This window comes from Streptomyces sp. AM6-12 (assembly GCF_044327085.1).
In the GTDB taxonomy this organism is placed as follows: domain Bacteria; phylum Actinomycetota; class Actinomycetes; order Streptomycetales; family Streptomycetaceae; genus Streptomyces.
Genome location: NZ_JBIQWN010000001.1, coordinates 763,058 through 782,293 on the forward strand (window position 1 = coordinate 763,058; position 19,236 = coordinate 782,293).

Consider the following 19,236-nt stretch of genomic DNA (forward strand, 5'->3'; position numbering starts at 1 on the left):
CCAGCCGAAACGAGCGATTCCGCAGGTGGATGCAAGCATGGCGAAGGTTGGCGCCGATTCTGCTTGACACGGCTGGGATCATCTTGTTGTCGGGTTCCGCCATGCTGTGGTGGGGCTTGGCCGCAGGTGTCGCATCCCTCGGTGTCGGGTGCTTCGTCCTGAACTGGCGGGTCCACGGCTGAATAAGGGAGGGGTGTTGGCCAGAACCCTTCTCGGCGCGCTCCTCAACAAAGCCAGCACCGCAGCTCAAACGCCCGTCCCGTTCGCCTCCCGCGCCCAGTCCAACGGCCGCATGTTCGGCACCGGCCGCAGCGCCGAGGCGCAGATGCGCGCCATGACCGCGACCGGCACCCTCTTCGCTATCGTCGACCGCACCAGTAACGCAACCGCGCTCGTCGACTGGAAGCTCTACCGCAAGGCCAAATCCGGGCGCGCCGAAGACCGCACCGAAGTCACCTCGCACGCTGCCCTCGACCTGTGGAACAAGCCCAACGCCTTCATGCCGCGGCAAGAGTTCGTCGAGTCGCAGCAGCAGCACTTCGACCTCACCGGCGAAGCCTGGTGGGTCATCTCCCGCGCCAAGGGAGTGAGGCTGCCGCTGGAGATGTGGCCCGTCCGCCCCGACCGCATGCAGCCCATCCCCGACCGCGACAACTTCCTGAGCGGCTACGTCTACACGTCACCGGACGGCGAGCAGGTCCCCCTCGAACTCGATGAGGTCATCCAGCTGCGTCGGCCGAACCCGCTCGACCCGTATCGCGGCTTGTCGCCGGTGCTGTCGATCCTCCCGGACCTGGACACGTCTCGGTACGCGGCGGAGTGGTCGCGCGCGTTCTTCTTCAACTCGGCTGAGCCGGGCGGGCTGATCCAGGTCGACCAGCGGCTGTCCGACGACGAGTTCAACGAACTTCGCGACCGGTGGAACGAGCAGCACCGCGGCGTCGCCAACGCCCACCGCGTGGCCATCCTCGAACAGGGCCAGTGGGTCGACAGGACGATCTCGCAGCGGGACATGCAGTTCGTTGAGCTGCGCGGTGCCACCAGCGACGCGATCCGTGAGGGCTACGGCATATCGAAGACCGCGATCGGTGACTTCGAGGACATCAACCGCGCCTCCGCCCTCGCAGCCAAGAGCTGGTTCGCCGAGCAGCAGACCGTACCCCGCCTCGAACGCATCAAGGCAGCGCTGAACAACGAACTCCTCCCCATGTTCGGGCCGACCACGCAGGGTCTGGAATTCGACTACGAGCCGCCCACCCCTCCCGACCCGGAGATCGAGGCGCAGCAGCTCACCGCTCGCGCCAACGCCGCCGCTGCACTCGTCACTGCCGGGTTCGAAGCCGCGGGCACCCTGTCCGCTGTTGGCCTGCCGGACATCGCCTACGTCGGCAAACCGGCCGCGCCGGCGCCGGACACGTCGCTGTCGGACTGGCAGAACTCGGTGTCCGGGCTGCTGGGCGCCAACGTCAGGAACGCGCAGGACGAATGGGTGGTGGAGGCCCACCACGACGAGAACACCTGCGCGGCGTGCGCGGGCAACGACGGCCAGACCTACGCCGACCAGGACGCGGCCTACGCGGACTATCCGAACGGCCGGGGCTACGTGAACTGCATCGGGGCGAAGTACGGCAATCAGTGCCGCTGCAAGGTCGTTGCGCGCGGCCAGAAGGGAGAGGGCCAGTGAGTAAGCACGGAGTCCGCCCCGGCAGGCTGCGCATCAGCGGCGCTGGAGGCCCCAGCGCGCAGGTCGAGTTGGACGGGCAGGACATCGCCCGAACTCTGACCGGCCTCACGCTGCGCCTGGGCGTCGATGAGGTGCCGACGGCAACGCTGGACCTCCTGATCCATGACTTCGGCGCAGAAGCAGAGGTCCGTTTCGTGGTGCCGGATGAGTGCCGCGATTTGCTGGTCCGGCTCGGCTGGACCCCGCCCGCCGAGGAGGCGCAGTCATGAAAATCACGCTGCCCGGTAAGGCGGCCACCTTCCAGGCCAACCAGCGCGAGCGGGCCGAGAAGCAGCGCAAGCAGCTGGGCGTCGAGGCCCGGTCCTGGTACCGCATCACGAACGCGGCCAGCGACACCGAGGCCGAGGTGATGCTGTACGACGAGATCGGCGGCTGGTTCGGTGCGACGGCCGACGAGTTCATCGCGGACCTGCGCGGGATCACGGCACCGAACCTGCGGGTACGCGTCAACAGCCCTGGCGGCAGTGTCTTCGAGGGCATCGCCATCGCCAACGCCTTGCGCTCCCACCCGGCGAACGTCACCGTGCAGGTCGACGGGATCGCCGCGAGCATCGCCTCCGTCATCGCCATGTCCGGGGACCGGATCGAGATGGCCCCGAACACCATGCTCATGATCCACGACGCATCCGGCGTCTGCATGGGCAACGCCGCCGACATGGCCGAGATGGGCGAACTCCTCGACCTCATCAGCGACAACATCGCAGACGCCTACGCCGCGCGTGCCGGCGGCACCCGCGCCGAGTGGCGCGACCGGATGCGCGCCGAGACGTGGTACCTGCCCGAGGACGCAGTCGAGGCCGGTCTCGCTGACGAGGCTGTGCAGACGCGGAAGACCGCCGAGCCGGCCGAGCCCGACGAGGACGACCAGCCCGACATGGTCCGTCCGTTCGACCTCGCCGCCTACGGCTACACCGGCCCGCGCCGCGAGCAGCCGAAGGCCGAGGCCGGGCTCACCGAGGACATCCGCTCGCTGATCGGCGAGGAGGTCGCCACGCAGCTCCGCGCCGCGGTCACCCTTGCCGAGCCGGCCGCCGAACCGGCCCCGCAGGCGCCTGCCGCCGAGCCCGTAGACGAGTGGTCGGCCCTGGTCGCCGCCCTTATACCCGACGACACCGACGACTGGTCGGCGCTCGTCTCCCACCTGACCGATCCCGACACGTCGTCCAGCGCGGCGACGGACGCCTGAAGGAGGCACCTGTGGCAACCCCCACCAACACCGTCCCGCGCAACAGTGACGAGCTGGCGGAGATGCTGAGCGACCCGGCGAAGGTTCGCGAGATCGCGAACAGCCGGGAGTCCCTGACCGAGTTCATCGACGCCTACGCCCAGAAGCAGCAGGGCGACGGCACCGAGCTGAACCGGCTCGTCGCCGAGGAGACGCAGAAGCAGTTCGCGGACTTCCTCCGCGAGCACGGCGCCGACGTCAAGAACAAGGACGCCGCCGGGGCGATCAAGCGCCTCGACCTCGACCCGCAGGCGCGTCGCGGCGACGGCAACATGCTCACCTCGCACCGGCAGGCCACCGCCCACAACTCGGCGGCCTCCGGCGCGGTCCTCGACGGTGTCTTCGACAACGCGATGGACTACGCCAAGACCATCTGGCACATGAACAACCGGCCCGACGCGGAGAAGCTGTCCGCGCTGCGCAACGCCGCGTCCAGCGTCAGCCCGTCCGATGGCGGGTTCCTCGTCCCGGAGACCCTGCGGTCGAACCTGTCGCAGATCGCGTTGGAGGACTCCGTCGTCCGGCCGCGCGCCACCGTCGTGCCGATGGACAGCGCCAGGGTGCCGATGCCGATGATCGACTCGACCACCAACCAGGGCAGCGTCTTCGGTGGCATGGTCGCGTACTGGGGCGAAGAGTCGGCGATGCTCCAGGACTCCAACCCGAAGTTCGGCCGGATCGTCCTCGACGCGAAGAAGCTGACCGGTCTGAGCGCGGTGCCGAACGAGCTGCTCCAGGACTCCATCGTCTCGTTCTCGGCGCTCCTGGAGTCCCTGTGGCCCAAGGCCATCGCGTTCAGTGAGGACGCCGCGTTCCAGACCGGGTCGGGTGTCGGCGAGCCCAAGGGCTACCGCGGCGCCGCGAACAAGGCCGCCGTCACCATCACCCGCGGCACCGCCAACACCATCAAGTACACGGACATCGTCGCGATGTACGCGCAGATGCTGCCGTCCTCCCTGAACCGCGCCGTGTGGATCTGCTCCCCGGACGCGATCCCGCAGCTCCTCCAGATGTCCCTCACCGTCGGCACCGGCGGTAACAGCATGTTCGTCGTCAACGCCACCGACTCGATGCCCATGAGCATCTTCGGCCGGCCGCTGATCATCACCGAGAAGGCGAGCCCGCTCGGCACCCGCGGCGACCTCAGCTTCGTGGACCTCAGCTACTACCTGATCGGTGACCGGCAGCAGATGTCCATGGACTCCTCCACGGACTACCGCTTCGGCAACGACCAGACGACCTTCCGCATCATCCAGCGCGTCGACGGCCAGCCCTGGCTGAAGTCCGCGATCACCCCGCAGAACGGCAGCTCCAACAAGCTCAGCCCCTTCATCGAGCTGGCGTAACCCGCCCGACGAACGCCAACCCCACCATCAGACGAAAGGCAAGCTCATGGCTCAGAAGGCGCTCGGCAGGCTCGTGAACTTCACCCCTGCCGCAGACGGCAAGTGGATCTCCCTCCAGGACGCGGGAGGCGTCCTCTTCGAGTGCTACCTCGCGGGCGCCGTCGGGGACACGTACACGCTCCAGGAAGCCAAGGACTCCTCGGGGACCGGCGCGCAGAACCTGGCGATCATCACCGAGTACTACACGAACACCGGCGACGGCTCGGACGCGTGGGTGAAGCGCACCCAGGCTGCTGCCGCAACCGTGGTCACCGCGGCCTCCGCGACGCAGAACGCCATGGCGGTCGAGGTGCAGGGCACGTCGCTGGACGACGGCTACAAGTACGTGAAGCTCACCAGCACCGGCGCCGGCCTGGTCTTCGCGAACACCCGTGATCTGACGACGCAGCGCGCCCCCGAGCTGCTGTCCGCCATGGGGGCCTGACATGGCCCTGTGGGAGTGCGCGGAGTGCACCACCACGTATGCGGTGGGTCTGCCGAAGTGCCCGCAGTGCGGGTCGACCATCCGCGTCAACGAAGCGACCCAACCCCCGGAGGAGCAGGACATGCCGAAGGTGACCGTGCACGGCGGCCCGTCGATCGAGGGGCACGAAGTGGACCCGGAGACCAGCGAGGTCACGCCGATCGAGCCGGAAGAAGGTGAGGACGTATCAGCTGGTACGAGCTCCTCGACATCCTCCGAGACGCCGTCGCAGAACACCGAGCAGAGCGAGAAGCCGGACCGGTCTCGTGCCCGTGGGACGGCGAGCCGCTCCACCCGAAACCACGAGGAGGAGGGCTCTTCTGCCCGTCGGACGGCTACCGGTGGCCGGAAGACGGCTGGGGACCACTCGGCTGAGGATGGCGACGCGTGACGCCGAGCGTGGGCCGCACCGTCCACTACGTCAGCTACGGCACCCCCGGCCGTGAGTACACCTCGGAATGCCGGGTCGCGATCGTTACGGCCGTGCCCAAGTACCTCACGGCCGAGCCGATGGACGGCTGCCCGAATGGGACGGACGGTGAGTGGATCGCTTCTCTCGCTGTCCTTACCCCGACCGGCCTGTTCTTCAACGAGGACGTGCCGTTCAGCGAGGACGACCACGAGGGCGGCACCTGGCACTGGCCCGAGCGCGCCGACTGATCCACGCCGCTACGAGACGCACAGGAAGGAGGTGACATGGGCATCATCGACACCAACACGAGCCCGGACGGCATCCGGTACGCGACCCGCGAGGACATCATGCGGGCGCTCGACGTCCAGACCACCGCACGCAACCGCCGGCAGATCGACGACGCCATCGAAGCCGCATCACGCGGCGTCGAGGGCCTGTGCCACCGATCCTTCGCCCCCGTCCTCGCGACCCGGTACTTCGACTGGCCCGGCCGCCCATCCGGCTACACGCCGTGGGTGCTGCGCCTGGATGACTCCGAGCTGATCTCTGCGACGAGCATCACCAGCGGCGGCATCAGCATCGCCCTCGATGACGTCAACCTGGAACCCAACAGGTCCGGGCCGCCGTTCTCGCGGGTCGAGATCAAGCTCAGCACGAGCGCGGCCTACGGCGGCGGCCAGACGTACCAGCGGGACGTCACCATCACCGGCCTGTGGGGCTACCGCGACACCGAGACCACCCTCGGCGCGACCGCAGCAGTGGTCGGCGACGCGACGGGGACGACACTCACCGTGGACGGCGCCACCTCGGCGGCCGTCGGCGTCGGCAGCATCCTCCGGGTCGATGACGAGCGGATGCTCGTCACCGAGCGGGCACAGGCCAGCACCGGGCAGACCGGAACCCTCACCGCGAGCAAGGGCGACACCACGCTCACCGTGACGGACGCCGGCGCTTTCGCCGTGGACGAGGTGCTGCTCCTGGACGCGGAGCGCGTCCGAGTCGATGACATCGCCGGGAACACGCTGGTCGTGGAACGGGCCTACGACGGCACCGTCCTCGCCGCACACACCAACACCAGCATCTACGCGCCGCGCGCGCTCACCGTGACCCGCGGCGCCCTCGGCACCACCGCCACCACTCACACCAGCGGCGCCACGGTGTACGCGTGGCAGCCGCCCGGACTGATCCACCAGTTGGTCAAGGCCGAAGCGATATGGAACCTGCTCCAGGAGCGCGCCGGCTGGTTCCGGCTCGCCTCGTCGTCCGGGAAGAGCGCCCCAGAGGTGTCCCGGATCTCGATCGAGGCTCTGCGCGACCAGGCGTACACCGAGTACGGCCGCAAGGTCCGGACGAGGGGGGTCTGATGCCTGGGATGGACTTCGACACGCGCATGGTCGCGCGCGGCCCCATGTTCGATGGACGCACCGCGAAGGCCCTGCACGCCTACCGCGACGAGATCAGCCTCCGCATCGCGGAGGAAGGCGAGCGACTGGTCCGGCAGCGACTCCACGTCGTCCTGAAGAACCCGACCGGCTACTACGAGTCGCAGATCAGCGTCGACCGCGCCGGAGACGGCTACCGCGTCTCCGACAGCAACGTCATCTACGGGCCCTGGCTCGAAGGCGTCGGCTCCCGCAACTCGCCCGTCACGAAGTTCCCTGGGTACGCGACGTTCCGCCGTACCAAGCCGCTCGTGGACCAGCGGGCCCGGCAGATCGCCGTGCAACTCCTGGCCCGCTACAAGGCGATGGGGCTGATCTGATGGCCCTCGACATCACCACCATCCTCGACACCGTCCAGACTCACGTCCTCGCCAGCGGCTACTTCGAGACCGTGAACGGACACGAACCCAAGTCGTCGCCGGGCAACGGGCTCAGCGCCGCGGTGTGGGTGGAGCAGATCGGGCCAGCGCGCGGTGGCAGCGGCCTCGCAGCTACCAGTACGCGGCTGGCACTGAATGTGCGCTTGTACACGCCGATGGTCCAGGAGCCCGAGGACGCGATCGACCCGAACCTCATGACCGCCCTGGATGCGCTCATGGCCGCCTACAGCGGCGACTTCACTCTCGGCGGCATCGTCCGCGAGGTGGACCTTGAAGGCACCTACGGCGACCCGCTGTCCGCTCGCGCTGGCTACCTGACGACGGCCGGTGCCGAGTACCGGGTGATGACGATCACCCTTCCCCTCATCGTCAACGACCTCTGGGAGCAGGTGGCCTAAGTGACGGACACGCAGCTTGAGATCGACGGTGAGGACGTCACCGAGCATGTCCGATGGCAGCTCAAAGTCGACGGCACCGACTACAGCGGCGACTTCGACCGCCTCGACATCAGCACGCCCGCGCAGGTCCACGAGATCCCACGCAAGGACACCCGTTGGGCGCACCGCGTCCTGGGCGCGCGCGGTTTCACCATCCTCATCGACAACCCCAGTGAACGGCTCCTGGACCTGGTCGACGGAGGCAAACGGACTTACCACATCAAGCCCTTCGTGCGCGGGGTCGCGATGCCAGTCCCAGTGCACTTTCACCAGGAGTGGACCGACCCGGACGGCACGCGGCGCATGTTCGGAAGTCTCGCCATCGACCCCAGCAGCGGCCCGCTGTGGGTCACCGAACCCGTTGGCACCGATGCGTCAGGAAGGGAGTGAACCGTGGCCAAGACCAGCGGACTCGGCGACAACCTATACATAGCCGGGTTCGACGCGTCCGGCGACATCAGCGCCCTCGGCAACGTCGGCGGCGGCCCCGCCGCGTTGGATTTCACCGCGATCAACAAGAGCGCGATGGAGCGGCAGGGGGGCGTGAGGGACGGCAGGATCGAGTTCACCGCGTTCTTCAACCACGTCCCGATCACCGGCGGCACGCACGAGAAGCTCAGCGCGCTTCCGACCAGCGACGTCATCCTCACCTACTGCCGCGGCACCAACCTCGGCGATCCCGCCGCCTGCCTGGTCTCGAAACAGATCAACTACGACGGCACGAGGGGAACGGACGGGGCGTTCACGTTCGCGGTGAGCGCGCAGGCCAATGGGTTCGGCCTCGGCTGGGGCCGCCAGCTCACCGCCGGACTCCGCACCGACACGGCCGCAACCCAGGGCGCCAGCATCGACACCACGGCCGCGACCAGCTTCGGCGCACAGGCATACGTACAGGTGACCGCATTCACCGGCACCGACGTCACAGTGAAAATCCAGGACTCGGCCGACGGCACCACGTTCGCCGACGTGGCAGGGCTGACCTTCACCCAGATCACCGCCGCCCCCACTGCGGAGCGCATCGCCACCGCGCCCACCGCGACGATCCGCCAGTACCTCCGCGCCGTGACCGTGACGACCGGCGGCTTCACCAACCTCACGTTCAGCGTCGTCGTGGTCAAGAACGAGTCGGCGGTGACCTTCTGATGCACAGGATCGAACCGCAGATGCCGGCCGCCGCGTACAAGACGTACGCGATCGTCGCGCCGAAGAGCACCCACTGGGTGGGCGCGACGTGCGCGGAGGTGGACTGCGCGCACTACCTGAACGGCTGGCAGTCCGTCATCGACGAGGCCACCGAACTCGGCCAGCGACAGGCCCACTACATCCGCAAGCAGTCCGGCCGCGCCTACCGCGAGGAGCGCCGCCCGGACGGCCTGACCGCGTTCACGTTCGAGGCCGGGCAGCCCTGCTTCAACGCGGCCAAGCATCAGAAGCGGACCGGCCGGCCGGAGCTGTACATCGTCCGGGACGGCGACTACCGCGGTAACCCGCGCGGCACGCAAACGCGGCAGCACGTCCATGCGGCCGACTGGGTCGAGGACTTCGCCGAGCACCAGCAGGGGCTCGCTGACGAGATCAAGAAGGGATGAACCATGGCTAAGGCTTCCGGTCTCGGGTGGACCACTCTCTCGGTGGACGACAGCACCGGCACCCAGAAGGACATCAAGAACGACGTCACCAACCTCCAATTCGCAACGCCACGCGCGACGCAGGACATCACCGGCGTCAACAAGAGCGCGATCGAGCGGCTGCTCCTCCTCGCTGACTTCAGCATCACTCTGAACGGCGTCTTCAACGCCGCGACCGGCGCGAGCCACGACGTCTTCAAGACGGTCCCGTCCACGTCGGTCGCGCGGACCACGTCCCTGACCGTCAACGGCGTCAGCCTCAACAACGAGGTGCTGTACACGGACTACCCGCTCACCCGCTCCAACAGCGGCGAGCTCACCTGGGCCGTCCCCGGCGTCCTCGCCGACGGCACCGTCCCCGTCTGGTCCTGACCAGAACATCTACGAGAGGAGGCCCGTATGGGCTGCAAGCGAGTCCCCAAGCACTACCGGCTCAAGTTCGTCGACGGCGACTACGAGGGCCTCGAAGTGACGATGCGCTCGGTGTCCATCGGCGAGATGCGCACCGCACAGGGCGGCGGCGAGGGATCCGGGAAGGACGACTTCGACGGCATCTTCGACCTCGTCGCCAGCCACATGGTGTCCTGGAACCGCGAGGACGAGAACGGACAGGCGCTGCCGCCCACCGCGGAGTCCCTGGAGGACGAGTCGCCGGCCCTCATCCATCTGATCATCGACCAGTGGACCAGCGCGGTCGCGGGTGTGTCCGCCCCTTTGGAGCAGCCCTCGAACTCTGGCGGCAGTGCCCCGGTGGAGTCCATCCCGATGGAAGCGTTGTCACCGAGCCTCGCGAGCTGACCGACGCCCGCTTCATCCTCGGCCTGTGCGACCGCTGGCACAAACTCCCCAGCGAAATCCTCGCCGAACCCGCTGAAACCCTGCGCCTGCTGACGATCGAACGATTGGGGGTGAACCCGGATGACCAACGTGGTGGAGATCCTAGTTACGGCTAAGAACCTCACCGGCCCCGCCATGGCCAGCGTCAACGCGCAGGTCGAAAAGGCCGGCAAGGGCATGGCGATGTTCCACAAAACCGCCCTGATCGCTGGCGCCGGGCTCGCCGTGATCGGCGTCGAGTCCATCAAGATGGCCGCCAAGTTCGACGCGTCGATGGCGCAGCTTCACACGCAGGCCGGCGTCTCTCAGTCGAAGATCGCCGGACTGAAGCAAGGCGTGTTGGCCTTGGCCGGGAAGGTCGGGCAGGACCCCGACTCGCTGGCTGAGTCGCTGTACCACGTCGAGTCGAACTTCGAGTCCATGGGCATCTCGTCGTCCAAGGCCCTGAAGCTCACCGAGACCGCCGCGAAGGGCGCCACGGTCGGACACGCGGACCTGGTCGACGTCACCAACGCCCTCACCGCAGCAGTCGCCTCCGGCATCCCGGGTGTCCAGAACATGGACAAGGCGATGGGTGTCCTCAACGCCACCGTCGGCGTCGGCGACATGAAGATGCAAGACCTCGCCAACGCGTTCGGCAGCGGCATGGTCGCCACCGTCAAGGGCTTCGGCCTCTCCATCACCGACGTCGGCGCCGCGCTGGCGGTGTTCGGCGACAACAACATCCGCGGCTCGCTGGCCGGCAACCAGCTCCGCATGTCGGTGATGGCCCTCGCCCACCCGGTGGCCACCGCAGGCGACGCGCTCACGCGGTTGGGTCTCCAGCAGGACACCCTGTCGAAGGACATGCAGAAGGGCGGCCTGAAGCTCGCCTTGGAGGACCTGGTCGGCCACATGAAACAGGCCGGGATCTCCTCCAAGGAGCAGGGCGACATCATCACCCAGGCGTTCGGTCGGAAGGCCGGCGCAGGCCTGAACGTCCTCGTCAGCCAGATGGACCGCCTGGAGTCGAAGTACCCGGCGTTGGCCGAGGGCGCCAACAAGTTCGGGGATGCCTGGGCTGGGACGACGAAAACGTTCGCGTTTCAAATGAAAGCGTTGCAGGCGTCGTTCGACGCGCTGATGATCACGCTGGGGAGCAAGCTCATCCCGCCCCTTCAGAGCTTCGTCAGCCTCATGCTCGCGCACAAGACCGCCACCACTGCCGCGGTCGCAGCGCTCGGCGGGCTCCTGGCAGTGACGGTCGCTGTATCCGGCGCGATGAAGGTCGCAGCAGCAGCCCAGTTGGCGTGGGCAGCTGGCGGCAAGGCCATCGCAGGTCTGAAGGGCGTCTTTGCCTCAATACGCGCGGAAGCGGCTTTGCTGGAGGGGTCGTTCATCGCTGCCGGCGGCGGCGTCGCGGGGTTGAAGGCTGCGTTCGCCTCACTCGGCACGATCGGCAAAGCAACCGTGATCACTGCCGGTCTGGCGGCTGTCGTTGCGGGCGTGATGGCTCTCTCACAGATGGGGAAGAGGGTCCCGCCGGACGTGGATCGGATGACGACCGCGATCGGCAAGCTCGGGTCGACGGGGCAGGTGACCGGCGAGGCACTGCGGATCTTCGGCAAGGGCATGGGTGACCTCGCCTACGACGTCAACCGGGTGGCTGGCCAAGCGTCCGGCATGGACAAGTTCAACGACGTCATGAACAAGATCTTCACCTTGGGCATGGCGCACTCCAACAGCCTGAACATGGCCAAGGAGGACATCGACGCCCTCGACAAGAGCCTCGCCAGCATGGTCAGTGGCGGTAAGGCGGATCTCGCGGCGGCGGCCCTGTCGAAGATCGAGGACGCCTACGCGAAGAAGGGCGGCGACCCGAAGAAGCTGGTCGGCGAACTGGACGACTACAAGGCGGCCTTGGCGTCCTCGTCGCTTCAGCAGGAGCTGACCGCCAAGAGCATGGGGCTGTTCGGCAACGCGGCGGTGGCGACGCAGAAGGACTTGGACGCGGAGAACCAGAGCGCGCAGGGTCTTGAGCAGTCCATCATGGCGCTGAACACCGCGCACCGGTCAGCGTTCGACGCGGAGACGGCGTTCTACCAGGCCATATCTGACGCGAACAAGGCCATCAAGGAGAATGGGCGCACCCTCAGCCTCAGCTCCGATGCAGGTCGCAAGAACCGCGACGTCCTGTCGCAACTCGCGGCGAAGACCGAGGATCTGGCCGACAAGAAGATCAAGGAAAAGGCGTCCTGGGACCAGGTCGACAAGATTTACGAGAAGGGCCGCAAGTCCCTGATCTCCGTCGCCGAGCAGATGGGCGACACCAAGTCGCAGGCCGAGAAGCTCGCCGACACGCTGCTGAAGGCGCCGGAGGCGAAGAAGCTTGAGGTCAAGGTCGATGACAAGCAGGCGACTGCCGACCTGAACGCCTTCAACGCCGCGGTGAGGAAGTCGCCGGGAGCGAAGTCGGTGACGCTGACCACGCTGTCCAAGTCCGCTGAGCAGGTGCTGGAAGCGTTCGGGTACAAGGTCACCCACTTGCGGAACGGCTCTGTGAAGATCACGGCCGCGACCGGTGGTGCCCTGTCCGGGATCCGCAGCGTGGCCGGGGCGATCGCGTCCCTGCACGACAAGTCGGTGACGCTCACCACCAAACACGTCAGCATGTTCTACTCCAGCGGCTCCGCGGACTCTGGTGGCATACCGGTAGCGCACCGCAACTACGCACGCGGTGGCCGCGTGCGCGGCTATGCGGGCGGCGGCGACGTCCAATCATTCCCCGCAGGCGGCTACGTACAGGGGCCCGGAAGCGGGACGTCAGACAGCATTCTGGCGTTCATGGGTTCCGGCGCCGTGGCGGCGGTCAGCGCCACCGAGTACGTGGTGAAGGCGGATGCGGTCCGCAAGTACGGCGTGAAGATGCTCGACGCCATCAACGAAGGCAGGCTGCCGGTTGCGCACCTCGCGAAGGGCGGCACCACCAAGAAGCTGACCGAGGCCCAGAAGCAGGCGATCCAAGCACAGAAGGACGCCCAGAAAGAACTGGGCGGCGAACTCGGCATCTCGACGTTCGGCCGGATGGCGGGCTACCAGCGGACCCCGCTCGACCGCGGGCTCGCGACCCCGTCCGATCTCAACGCGCTGGTCGCCTCGTTGAACGACGCCGCAAGCAAGATCAAGGCCGCGTTCTCTGGGAAGACCGAGTCGAACCTGCTCAAGCACCTCAACAGCGTCGGCCGGGCCCTCATCAACCACGAGAGGGCACTGGCCAAGGTCACCGCGTCGCTGGGAACAGCGAAGGACAAGCTCAACAGCCTGAAGGACAGCGCTGCCCAGCTGTCCGACTCGGTCAAGTCCAGCCTGATCAGCTCCGCGAACGTCACCAAGAGCGCCTCGGGCGCCGACGGCGGCACCGTCACCCTCGGCACGATCCGCACCGCGATGTCCGTCTCCCGCGACAAGGTCGTCGCGTTCGCTGCCGCCCTCAAGCAGCTGAAAGCCAAGGGCTACTCGAAGACCATCATCCAGCAGGTCGCCGAAGCTGGCATCGACGGCGGCGGCCTGGAGACGGCGGGCGCGCTGCTGGAGGCGTCGGCGTCTGAGGTGTCCTCGATCAATTCGACGCAGTCGCAGATCGAGAACGCCGCTGGCTCGGCGGGGAAGACGACGGCGTCCAGCGTGTACGACGCGGCGATCAAGGCGCAGACGAAGGTCGTCCAGGTGCTCACTGCGGAGCAGTCGAAGCTCCAGAAGTCCATGGACAAGCTCGCAGCCAGCATGGAGAAGCTGATCTCCAAGGCGCTCAAGGGCAAGGCGACAGGCGGCATCGTCGGCGCCGCAGCGTCTGGCGGAGTTCGCTCCAACCTTACGTGGGTTGGCGAGCAGGGCCCCGAGCTTCTCGACCTGCCGGCCGGGTCTCGGGTGTGGTCGCAGCCGGACTCGCAGCGGATGGTGCAAACCCCGTGGGCGTCGATGCTCAACACCCCACGCCGCGGCAGCAGCGCGGCCCCCGCTATGGCGCCAGCTGCCGCCGGCAGCCAGCCGTTGGTGATCCAGGTCCGAATCGGGGACCGCGAGTTCGGCGAGCTGTGGGTGGACGCCGGCCGGAAGGCTGTGCGCGCTCGGGGCTCGATTCAGGCAACGCTCCAGCCGCCTCGCGGCCGGTAAGAGAGAGGAACGCGAGTGCACCGCTACAAGGTGTGGAACGGGCCGATGCCGACTACGGCGGCCCAGCAGAAGGTCACGACGGGTACGAGCATCAAGACGATGTTGCAGATCGCCACGCCCAGTACGCGTCAGATCCAGCTGATCAGCTGGGGTTTCACCCTGGACGCCACGCCCGCGTCGGCCGGGCAGGTCGAGCTGATCCAGACGGACGTAGCCGCCACCGTGACCGCGCACGTCGCCTCTGGGGTGCAGCCCCTCGACCCGAACGCCCCCGCGTCGCTGATGACGCTGGGCACGTCGGCCACCGGCTACACGGCGACCGCAGAGGGCACTGTGACCGCAACGCGGACGTTCGATGCCAACCTCGTCCCGGCCGTGGCCGGGTCGACGGACATCAACTACTACTACCAGTGGATGCCCGACGAGCGGCCAATCGTCGCGGTCAGCAGATTCCTTCGGGTCCGCGCCACGTTCGGCGCCGCCGTCAACATGAGCTGCTTCATCGTCTGGGACGAATAGATGCCCGGAGGTCTCGCAGCTCGGGTGATGGGCTGGCAGCGGCGCATGAGCGCCGCCGCCGGTCCCCTCGGCGCGTCCGGGGAATCGTCCACGGGCGACCCGGTCACCGTCGAACTGCTGGTGTCCGGCGCCTGGGTGGACATCACCGCGACCTCGTCTGTGATGGTCCGGGACGACAGCGGCACCATCAGCATCACCAGCGGCATCCGCGACGAGGGCTCGCAAACCGAAGCGGGCACCTGCACGCTGGAGCTGAAGAACAAGGACGGCAGGTTCTCGCCGCGGAACCCGATGGGGCCGTACTACGGCGCGATCGGCCGCAACACTCCCGTCCGGATCAGCGTCCCGGACGGCCTCGGCGGCAAGTCGTACCGCATCTGGGGCGAGGTCTCCTCGTGGGCGCCCGGCTGGGACACCAGCGGCAACGACGTCTACACCGATGTCTCCGCGAACGGCATCCTTCAGCGCCTCGCGCAGGGCCCGGCGCCGGCGCGGTCGGTCATCTACAGCGCGATCACGAACCCGCAGCCGGCCGGGCTGGTGGCGTACTGGCCGTGCGAGGATGCCACGGGTTCCACGTCGCTGGCGTCGGCGCTGACGACTGGCTCGCCGATGACCTGGACGGGCACGCCCAACCTCGCGTCGTACTCGGGGTTCGCGGCGTCCGACCCGCTGCCGGACCTGTCGGCAGCCACGCTGTCCGGCGGCGTCGCCGCCTACGCCGACCCGACGGCCACGCAGATCAGGTTCCTGGCCTACATTCCGGCGTCCGGCCTGTCGGACGGCAAAGTCGTGTGCTCCATCAGCCAGCAGGACTACGCGGCCGGTTCGGCGCAGTTCTGGGAGCTGTACTACTCCACCACCGACGCGTCGAACAGCCTGGTGCTGCGCTCGTGCGCCTCGGACGGCACGCTGCTCGGCGCGATCCTCCCGCACACTCTGGATGTCCGCGGGCGCCTGCTGTACGTGAGCGTCGAGATGCAGGAGACCGGTGCGGACATCACCCGCGCGATCCGGCTCGTGGACGTCAACACCGGGCGGACCTACTCGGTCACGGACACAGAGTTCGTGACCCAGCTGACCCGCGTCACCAAGCTGAGCTTCGGCACGGCATCCCGCAGCGTCGTCGGCCCGGCCGGTACCGCCACACTGCCCGGCGTCGCCGTCGGCCATGTCACGGTCGAGAGCCAGATCACCGCCATCGGTGCACTCGGGGTCCGCCTCAACCCCATCGGCGAGACCGCGGGCCGCCGAATACAGCGGCTGTGCGGTGAGGCCGGGCTCGCGTTCGACTGGGTCGGCGACCTGGACGACACCGTGCCGATGGGCGCCCAGGGCAAGAGCAACTTGCTGACCCTGGTGCAGGAGTGCGCGCTCGCCGATGGCGGCCTGCTGTACGAGACCCGCGGCGCCCTCGGCCTCGGCTACCGCACCCGCGCCAGCCTCTACAACCAGGACCCCACGCTGATCCTCGACTACCCGTCGAACCAGCTGGACGGCTCGAAGATCCCCGTCCCGGTCGAGGATGACCGCTACATCCAAAACAAGATCACCATCACGGTAGGCGGCGTCACCCAGGCATACGAGGCCACCGACGGCACCCTGTCCACCGCGCCCCCGCCGGCCGGTGTCGGCCAGTACGGGCAGGACACCACCCTCAACCTGGCTGCGACAGACGCGGGCACGCTCCTGGACCAGGCCGCGTGGCGGGTGCACCTCGGCACGGTGGATGAGGCCCGTTTCCCCTCGATCTCGGTGAATCTCGCGCATCCGTCGATCACGCCTGACATGCGGCGCGCGATCCTCGGCATGCGGATCGGTGACCGCATCCAGATCACCAACCCGCCCGCGTGGCTGCCGCCGGACACCATCGACCAACTCGTCATCGGCGCCTCGGAGACCCTCACCCACTTCGAGCACCGGCTCACCTTCAACTGCCAGCCCGCGTCCCCGTACTCCTACGTCGGTGTCCTCGACACCGCCGCGCGAGTCGACACGGACGGGTCACAGCTGGCTGCTTCCTTCGGCACGGCCACGACGACCTTTGGGGTCCAGGCCACGCCCCCACTTGAGGGGTTGTGGACGAAGGACCCGGGTGACCTCCCCTTCGACATTCAGGTCGGTGGCGAGGTCATGACCGTCACCAGCATCAGAGACGCTGCGGCGGACAGTTTTACCCGGACCGTGTCCAGCGGGTGGGGGACGATGGACACCGGGTTCACGTGGGCCACGAGCGGCGGAAACTCGACTGACTACTCCGTCGACGGCTCTACGGGTGGCCACCTGCTGGCCTCCATAGGTACCAGCCGACGCTGCTTGCTGACGACTAGCACGACCAGGCTGGACATGTATGTCAGCGTCACAGCTGATCAGTTGGCGACTGGCGATGCCCTAAATGGGGGCCTCGTAGCGCGCGCCGCCGACCTGAATAACCTGTATCACGCTCTGGTGAAATTCACGTCGGCCAATACCGTGCAGCTGCTACTGGTGAAGCGGCTGAATTCGGCGGAGACGACGCTCGGCTCGTACACGATGCCGGGTGTGGCTTTCGTGGCAAATACGTTCTACCGCCTGCGATTCAATCTGGTCGACAGTCTTTTGCGGGCCAAGGTTTGGCTTGCCACCGACACTGAGCCATCCCAGTGGCAGATCTCAGTCACCGACACCGATCTGTCGCTCCCGCAGTCGTTCGGAGTGCGGTCGATTAGCGGAACCGCATCCACCAACGTCAACCCATCGATTCGCTACGACAACTTCGTGGTCACATCGCCGCAGGCGTTCACCGTGATCCGCTCGGTAAACGGCGTCAGCAAATCCCATACAGCAGGCGAAGACGTGCGCCTCGCCCACCCCACGATCCTCGCCCTGTAAGGAGGCCGCAGTGCCCGAGGCATACCCGACTCTCGTAGCTGGTCAGCGGCTCACCGCGAGCCTGCTGCGGAGCATGCAGCCGCAGGTCGCCCGGAAGACGGCCGACACGTCGGTGCAGGCCACGACGACGCTGGCCTTGGACCCGCACATCCAGTTCACGGCCGAGGCCAACTCGGTGTACGTGTTCGAGGGTTGGCTCGCCTACGACTCCGACATCGCGGCTGACATCCTCATCGGCTTCACCACGCCGTCGGGGACGAAGGGGAAGTGGACCGGGTACGGCACCGGCACCACGGTGATCTCCGGAACCAGCGGTAACGCGACCCAACAGAACGCGGTCAGCACGTGGGGCTACACAGTCCGCGTCGAATACACGGACATCACCGCCACCCGCACCTTCGGCGGCCTGAACGTCGGCAACCCCGAGTCGATCCTGCTCCAGGGCACATGCCGCTTCGGGCCGACAGGCGGCACATGGGGCCTCGCCTGGGCACAGGCAGCCTCCACCGCCACCAACACCACCATCTTCACCGACAGCTGGCTCAAAGCCCAGCGCATCGCATAGGAGCACACATGGCTCAGTACGTAGTCACCGGACGAAACAGCAACGGCGAGGGCATCGTCAACGTGCAGATCAGCGCGATCAACCAGGACGCGCAGGTCGTCGCCGAGCTCGACGTGGTGGCCGCCGTCCGGACCCTGCTGGCCGGCGCGCCGGGGATCGTCTCCACGGGGGCGCAGAAGTTCGAGCAGGTCGTCACCAACGTCTAGGCCCTGGAGGGCACATGAGCACCACCCCCAAGTACGGCCGCCGCTCCCCGAAGCGCGCCCCGGCAATCCGTTTCTGCCGGATCTTCACCGGCCAGATACCCGCCCACCCCGTGTCCATCGACCACCTCGGCGCCGCTGGCTGGGAGATGCTCGGCAACGACCGCGCCGGGGACTGCGTCGCGGTGACGTGGGCGAACGTCCGGCGCCTGGTCACCTCGGTGGCCGGCGTCGAGAACTACCCGTCGCAGGACGAGGTGTGGGCCGTCTACCGCACTCAGAACCCGGACTTCGACCCCAACGGGGACGAGTCCAGCAATGGGCCCGGATCTTCGGCCGACGGCGGCATGGACATCCAGACGCTGCTGGAGTACCTCGTCAAGCACGGCGGCCCCGACGGCACCAAGGCCGTGGCGTTCGCCAAGGTCGACCCGGCCAACACCGAAGAGGTCAAGGCGGCCGTCGCGATCTTCGGATACGTGTGGACGGGCATCACCGTCCAGGACGCCAACATGACCCAGTTCAACGCCGGGCGCCCGTGGGACTACGTCGCCCGGTCGGCGGACGACGGCGGGCACTCCGTCATCACCGGCGGCTACGGCACGCCAGGCTCCGGCCCGCTGGGCGGTGACGAGCGGTTCATCACCTGGGCGCAGGAGACCTCGTTCACGGACAAGTACTGGAGCCACAAGGTCGAGGAGGCGTGGGTCGTCGTCTGGCCCGAGCACCTCAGCCACCCAGCATTCCTCCAGGGCGTCGACCTGAACGCGCTCGCCGCGGACTACCAGGCCATCACCGGCAAGCCGTTCCCCGCCGTCGTCCCGCAGCCGACGCCGACTCCGGTGCCGTCCCCTCCTCCGGCGCCCACTTCTACTCCGGATCCTCGCCTGGTTCAGGCGCTGGATCTGATGCAGGCGTGGGCGCACGACAACCACGTGAGCGGAAACTGACC

The 19,236-nt window shown here is 67.6% G+C and carries 21 protein-coding genes; all 21 read left to right on the plus strand.

Annotated elements, in window-relative coordinates:
- The first annotated feature begins 196 nt into the window (after positions 1-196).
- The 21 genes from ACE4Q9_RS03440 to ACE4Q9_RS03540 all read left to right on the plus strand — a co-directional run bounded on the left by ACE4Q9_RS03440 (position 197) and on the right by ACE4Q9_RS03540 (position 19,234).
- The gene (locus ACE4Q9_RS03440) at positions 197-1,684 is read left to right on the plus strand and encodes a phage portal protein (protein WP_397982721.1); all 1,488 of its coding nucleotides are present in this window, start codon (positions 197-199) and stop codon (positions 1,682-1,684) included.
- On the plus strand, positions 1,681-1,953 hold the full coding sequence (locus ACE4Q9_RS03445) for a hypothetical protein (RefSeq protein WP_397982722.1): 273 nt from the start codon (positions 1,681-1,683) through the stop codon (positions 1,951-1,953). The genes ACE4Q9_RS03440 and ACE4Q9_RS03445 overlap by 4 nt, the downstream gene beginning before the upstream one ends.
- The gene (locus ACE4Q9_RS03450) at positions 1,950-2,930 is read left to right on the plus strand and encodes a head maturation protease, ClpP-related (RefSeq protein WP_397982723.1); all 981 of its coding nucleotides are present in this window, start codon (positions 1,950-1,952) and stop codon (positions 2,928-2,930) included. The genes ACE4Q9_RS03445 and ACE4Q9_RS03450 overlap by 4 nt, the downstream gene beginning before the upstream one ends.
- Before the next feature lie 11 nt (positions 2,931-2,941).
- A complete protein-coding gene (locus ACE4Q9_RS03455) occupies positions 2,942-4,315 on the plus strand; it encodes a phage major capsid protein (protein ID WP_397982724.1) in 1,374 nt (457 codons plus the stop codon).
- A 46-nt stretch (positions 4,316-4,361) separates the two neighbouring features.
- Positions 4,362-4,799, plus strand: a complete 438-nt coding sequence (locus ACE4Q9_RS03460) for a hypothetical protein (protein WP_397982725.1) — start codon at positions 4,362-4,364, stop codon at positions 4,797-4,799.
- A gap of 1 nt (position 4,800) precedes the next feature.
- The gene (locus ACE4Q9_RS03465; protein ID WP_397982726.1) at positions 4,801-5,229 is read left to right on the plus strand and encodes a hypothetical protein; all 429 of its coding nucleotides are present in this window, start codon (positions 4,801-4,803) and stop codon (positions 5,227-5,229) included.
- Positions 5,226-5,498 carry a hypothetical protein gene (locus ACE4Q9_RS03470; protein WP_397982727.1) on the plus strand — a complete coding sequence of 91 codons (273 nt, stop codon included), beginning with the start codon at positions 5,226-5,228 and terminating at the stop codon, positions 5,496-5,498. Before ACE4Q9_RS03465 ends, ACE4Q9_RS03470 begins: the two co-directional genes overlap by 4 nt.
- A 36-nt stretch (positions 5,499-5,534) precedes the next feature.
- The gene (locus ACE4Q9_RS03475) at positions 5,535-6,614 is read left to right on the plus strand and encodes a hypothetical protein (RefSeq protein ID WP_397982728.1); all 1,080 of its coding nucleotides are present in this window, start codon (positions 5,535-5,537) and stop codon (positions 6,612-6,614) included.
- A gap of 8 nt (positions 6,615-6,622) precedes the next feature.
- Positions 6,623-7,012: a hypothetical protein gene (locus ACE4Q9_RS03480; protein WP_397982729.1), complete on the plus strand. Its 390-nt coding sequence runs from the start codon at positions 6,623-6,625 to the stop codon at positions 7,010-7,012.
- Positions 7,012-7,470 carry a hypothetical protein gene (locus ACE4Q9_RS03485; RefSeq protein ID WP_397982731.1) on the plus strand — a complete coding sequence of 153 codons (459 nt, stop codon included), beginning with the start codon at positions 7,012-7,014 and terminating at the stop codon, positions 7,468-7,470. The genes ACE4Q9_RS03480 and ACE4Q9_RS03485 overlap by 1 nt, the downstream gene beginning before the upstream one ends.
- Positions 7,471-7,899 (plus strand): hypothetical protein, encoded by a 429-nt coding sequence (locus ACE4Q9_RS03490; protein ID WP_397982732.1) that lies wholly within the window; start codon positions 7,471-7,473, stop codon positions 7,897-7,899. It abuts the gene before it with no gap.
- A 3-nt stretch (positions 7,900-7,902) separates the two neighbouring features.
- Entirely contained in the window at positions 7,903-8,652 is a 750-nt protein-coding gene (locus tag ACE4Q9_RS03495) for a hypothetical protein (RefSeq protein WP_397982733.1), read from the plus strand.
- Positions 8,652-9,098, plus strand: a complete 447-nt coding sequence (locus ACE4Q9_RS03500) for a hypothetical protein (protein WP_397982734.1) — start codon at positions 8,652-8,654, stop codon at positions 9,096-9,098. Before ACE4Q9_RS03495 ends, ACE4Q9_RS03500 begins: the two co-directional genes overlap by 1 nt.
- A 3-nt stretch (positions 9,099-9,101) precedes the next feature.
- Positions 9,102-9,509, plus strand: a complete 408-nt coding sequence (locus ACE4Q9_RS03505) for a hypothetical protein (RefSeq protein WP_397982735.1) — start codon at positions 9,102-9,104, stop codon at positions 9,507-9,509.
- 27 nt (positions 9,510-9,536) lie between these two features.
- Positions 9,537-9,935, plus strand: a complete 399-nt coding sequence (locus ACE4Q9_RS03510; protein WP_397982736.1) for a hypothetical protein — start codon at positions 9,537-9,539, stop codon at positions 9,933-9,935.
- A 120-nt stretch (positions 9,936-10,055) separates the two neighbouring features.
- Complete coding sequence (locus tag ACE4Q9_RS03515) at positions 10,056-14,126, plus strand: phage tail tape measure protein (protein ID WP_397982737.1); 4,071 nt, start codon at positions 10,056-10,058, stop codon at positions 14,124-14,126.
- Positions 14,127-14,141: 15 nt separating this feature from the next.
- Positions 14,142-14,645: a hypothetical protein gene (locus ACE4Q9_RS03520; protein ID WP_397982738.1), complete on the plus strand. Its 504-nt coding sequence runs from the start codon at positions 14,142-14,144 to the stop codon at positions 14,643-14,645.
- 45 nt (positions 14,646-14,690) lie between these two features.
- Positions 14,691-17,516 (plus strand): hypothetical protein, encoded by a 2,826-nt coding sequence (locus tag ACE4Q9_RS03525; RefSeq protein ID WP_397982739.1) that lies wholly within the window; start codon positions 14,691-14,693, stop codon positions 17,514-17,516.
- A 10-nt stretch (positions 17,517-17,526) separates the two neighbouring features.
- Positions 17,527-18,081: a hypothetical protein gene (locus tag ACE4Q9_RS03530; RefSeq protein ID WP_397982740.1), complete on the plus strand. Its 555-nt coding sequence runs from the start codon at positions 17,527-17,529 to the stop codon at positions 18,079-18,081.
- A gap of 8 nt (positions 18,082-18,089) precedes the next feature.
- Positions 18,090-18,287, plus strand: coding sequence for a hypothetical protein (locus ACE4Q9_RS03535; protein ID WP_397982741.1), 198 nt, complete (start codon positions 18,090-18,092; stop codon positions 18,285-18,287).
- A gap of 14 nt (positions 18,288-18,301) precedes the next feature.
- Complete coding sequence (locus ACE4Q9_RS03540) at positions 18,302-19,234, plus strand: hypothetical protein (RefSeq protein WP_397982742.1); 933 nt, start codon at positions 18,302-18,304, stop codon at positions 19,232-19,234.
- The last annotated feature ends 2 nt before the right edge of the window (positions 19,235-19,236 follow it).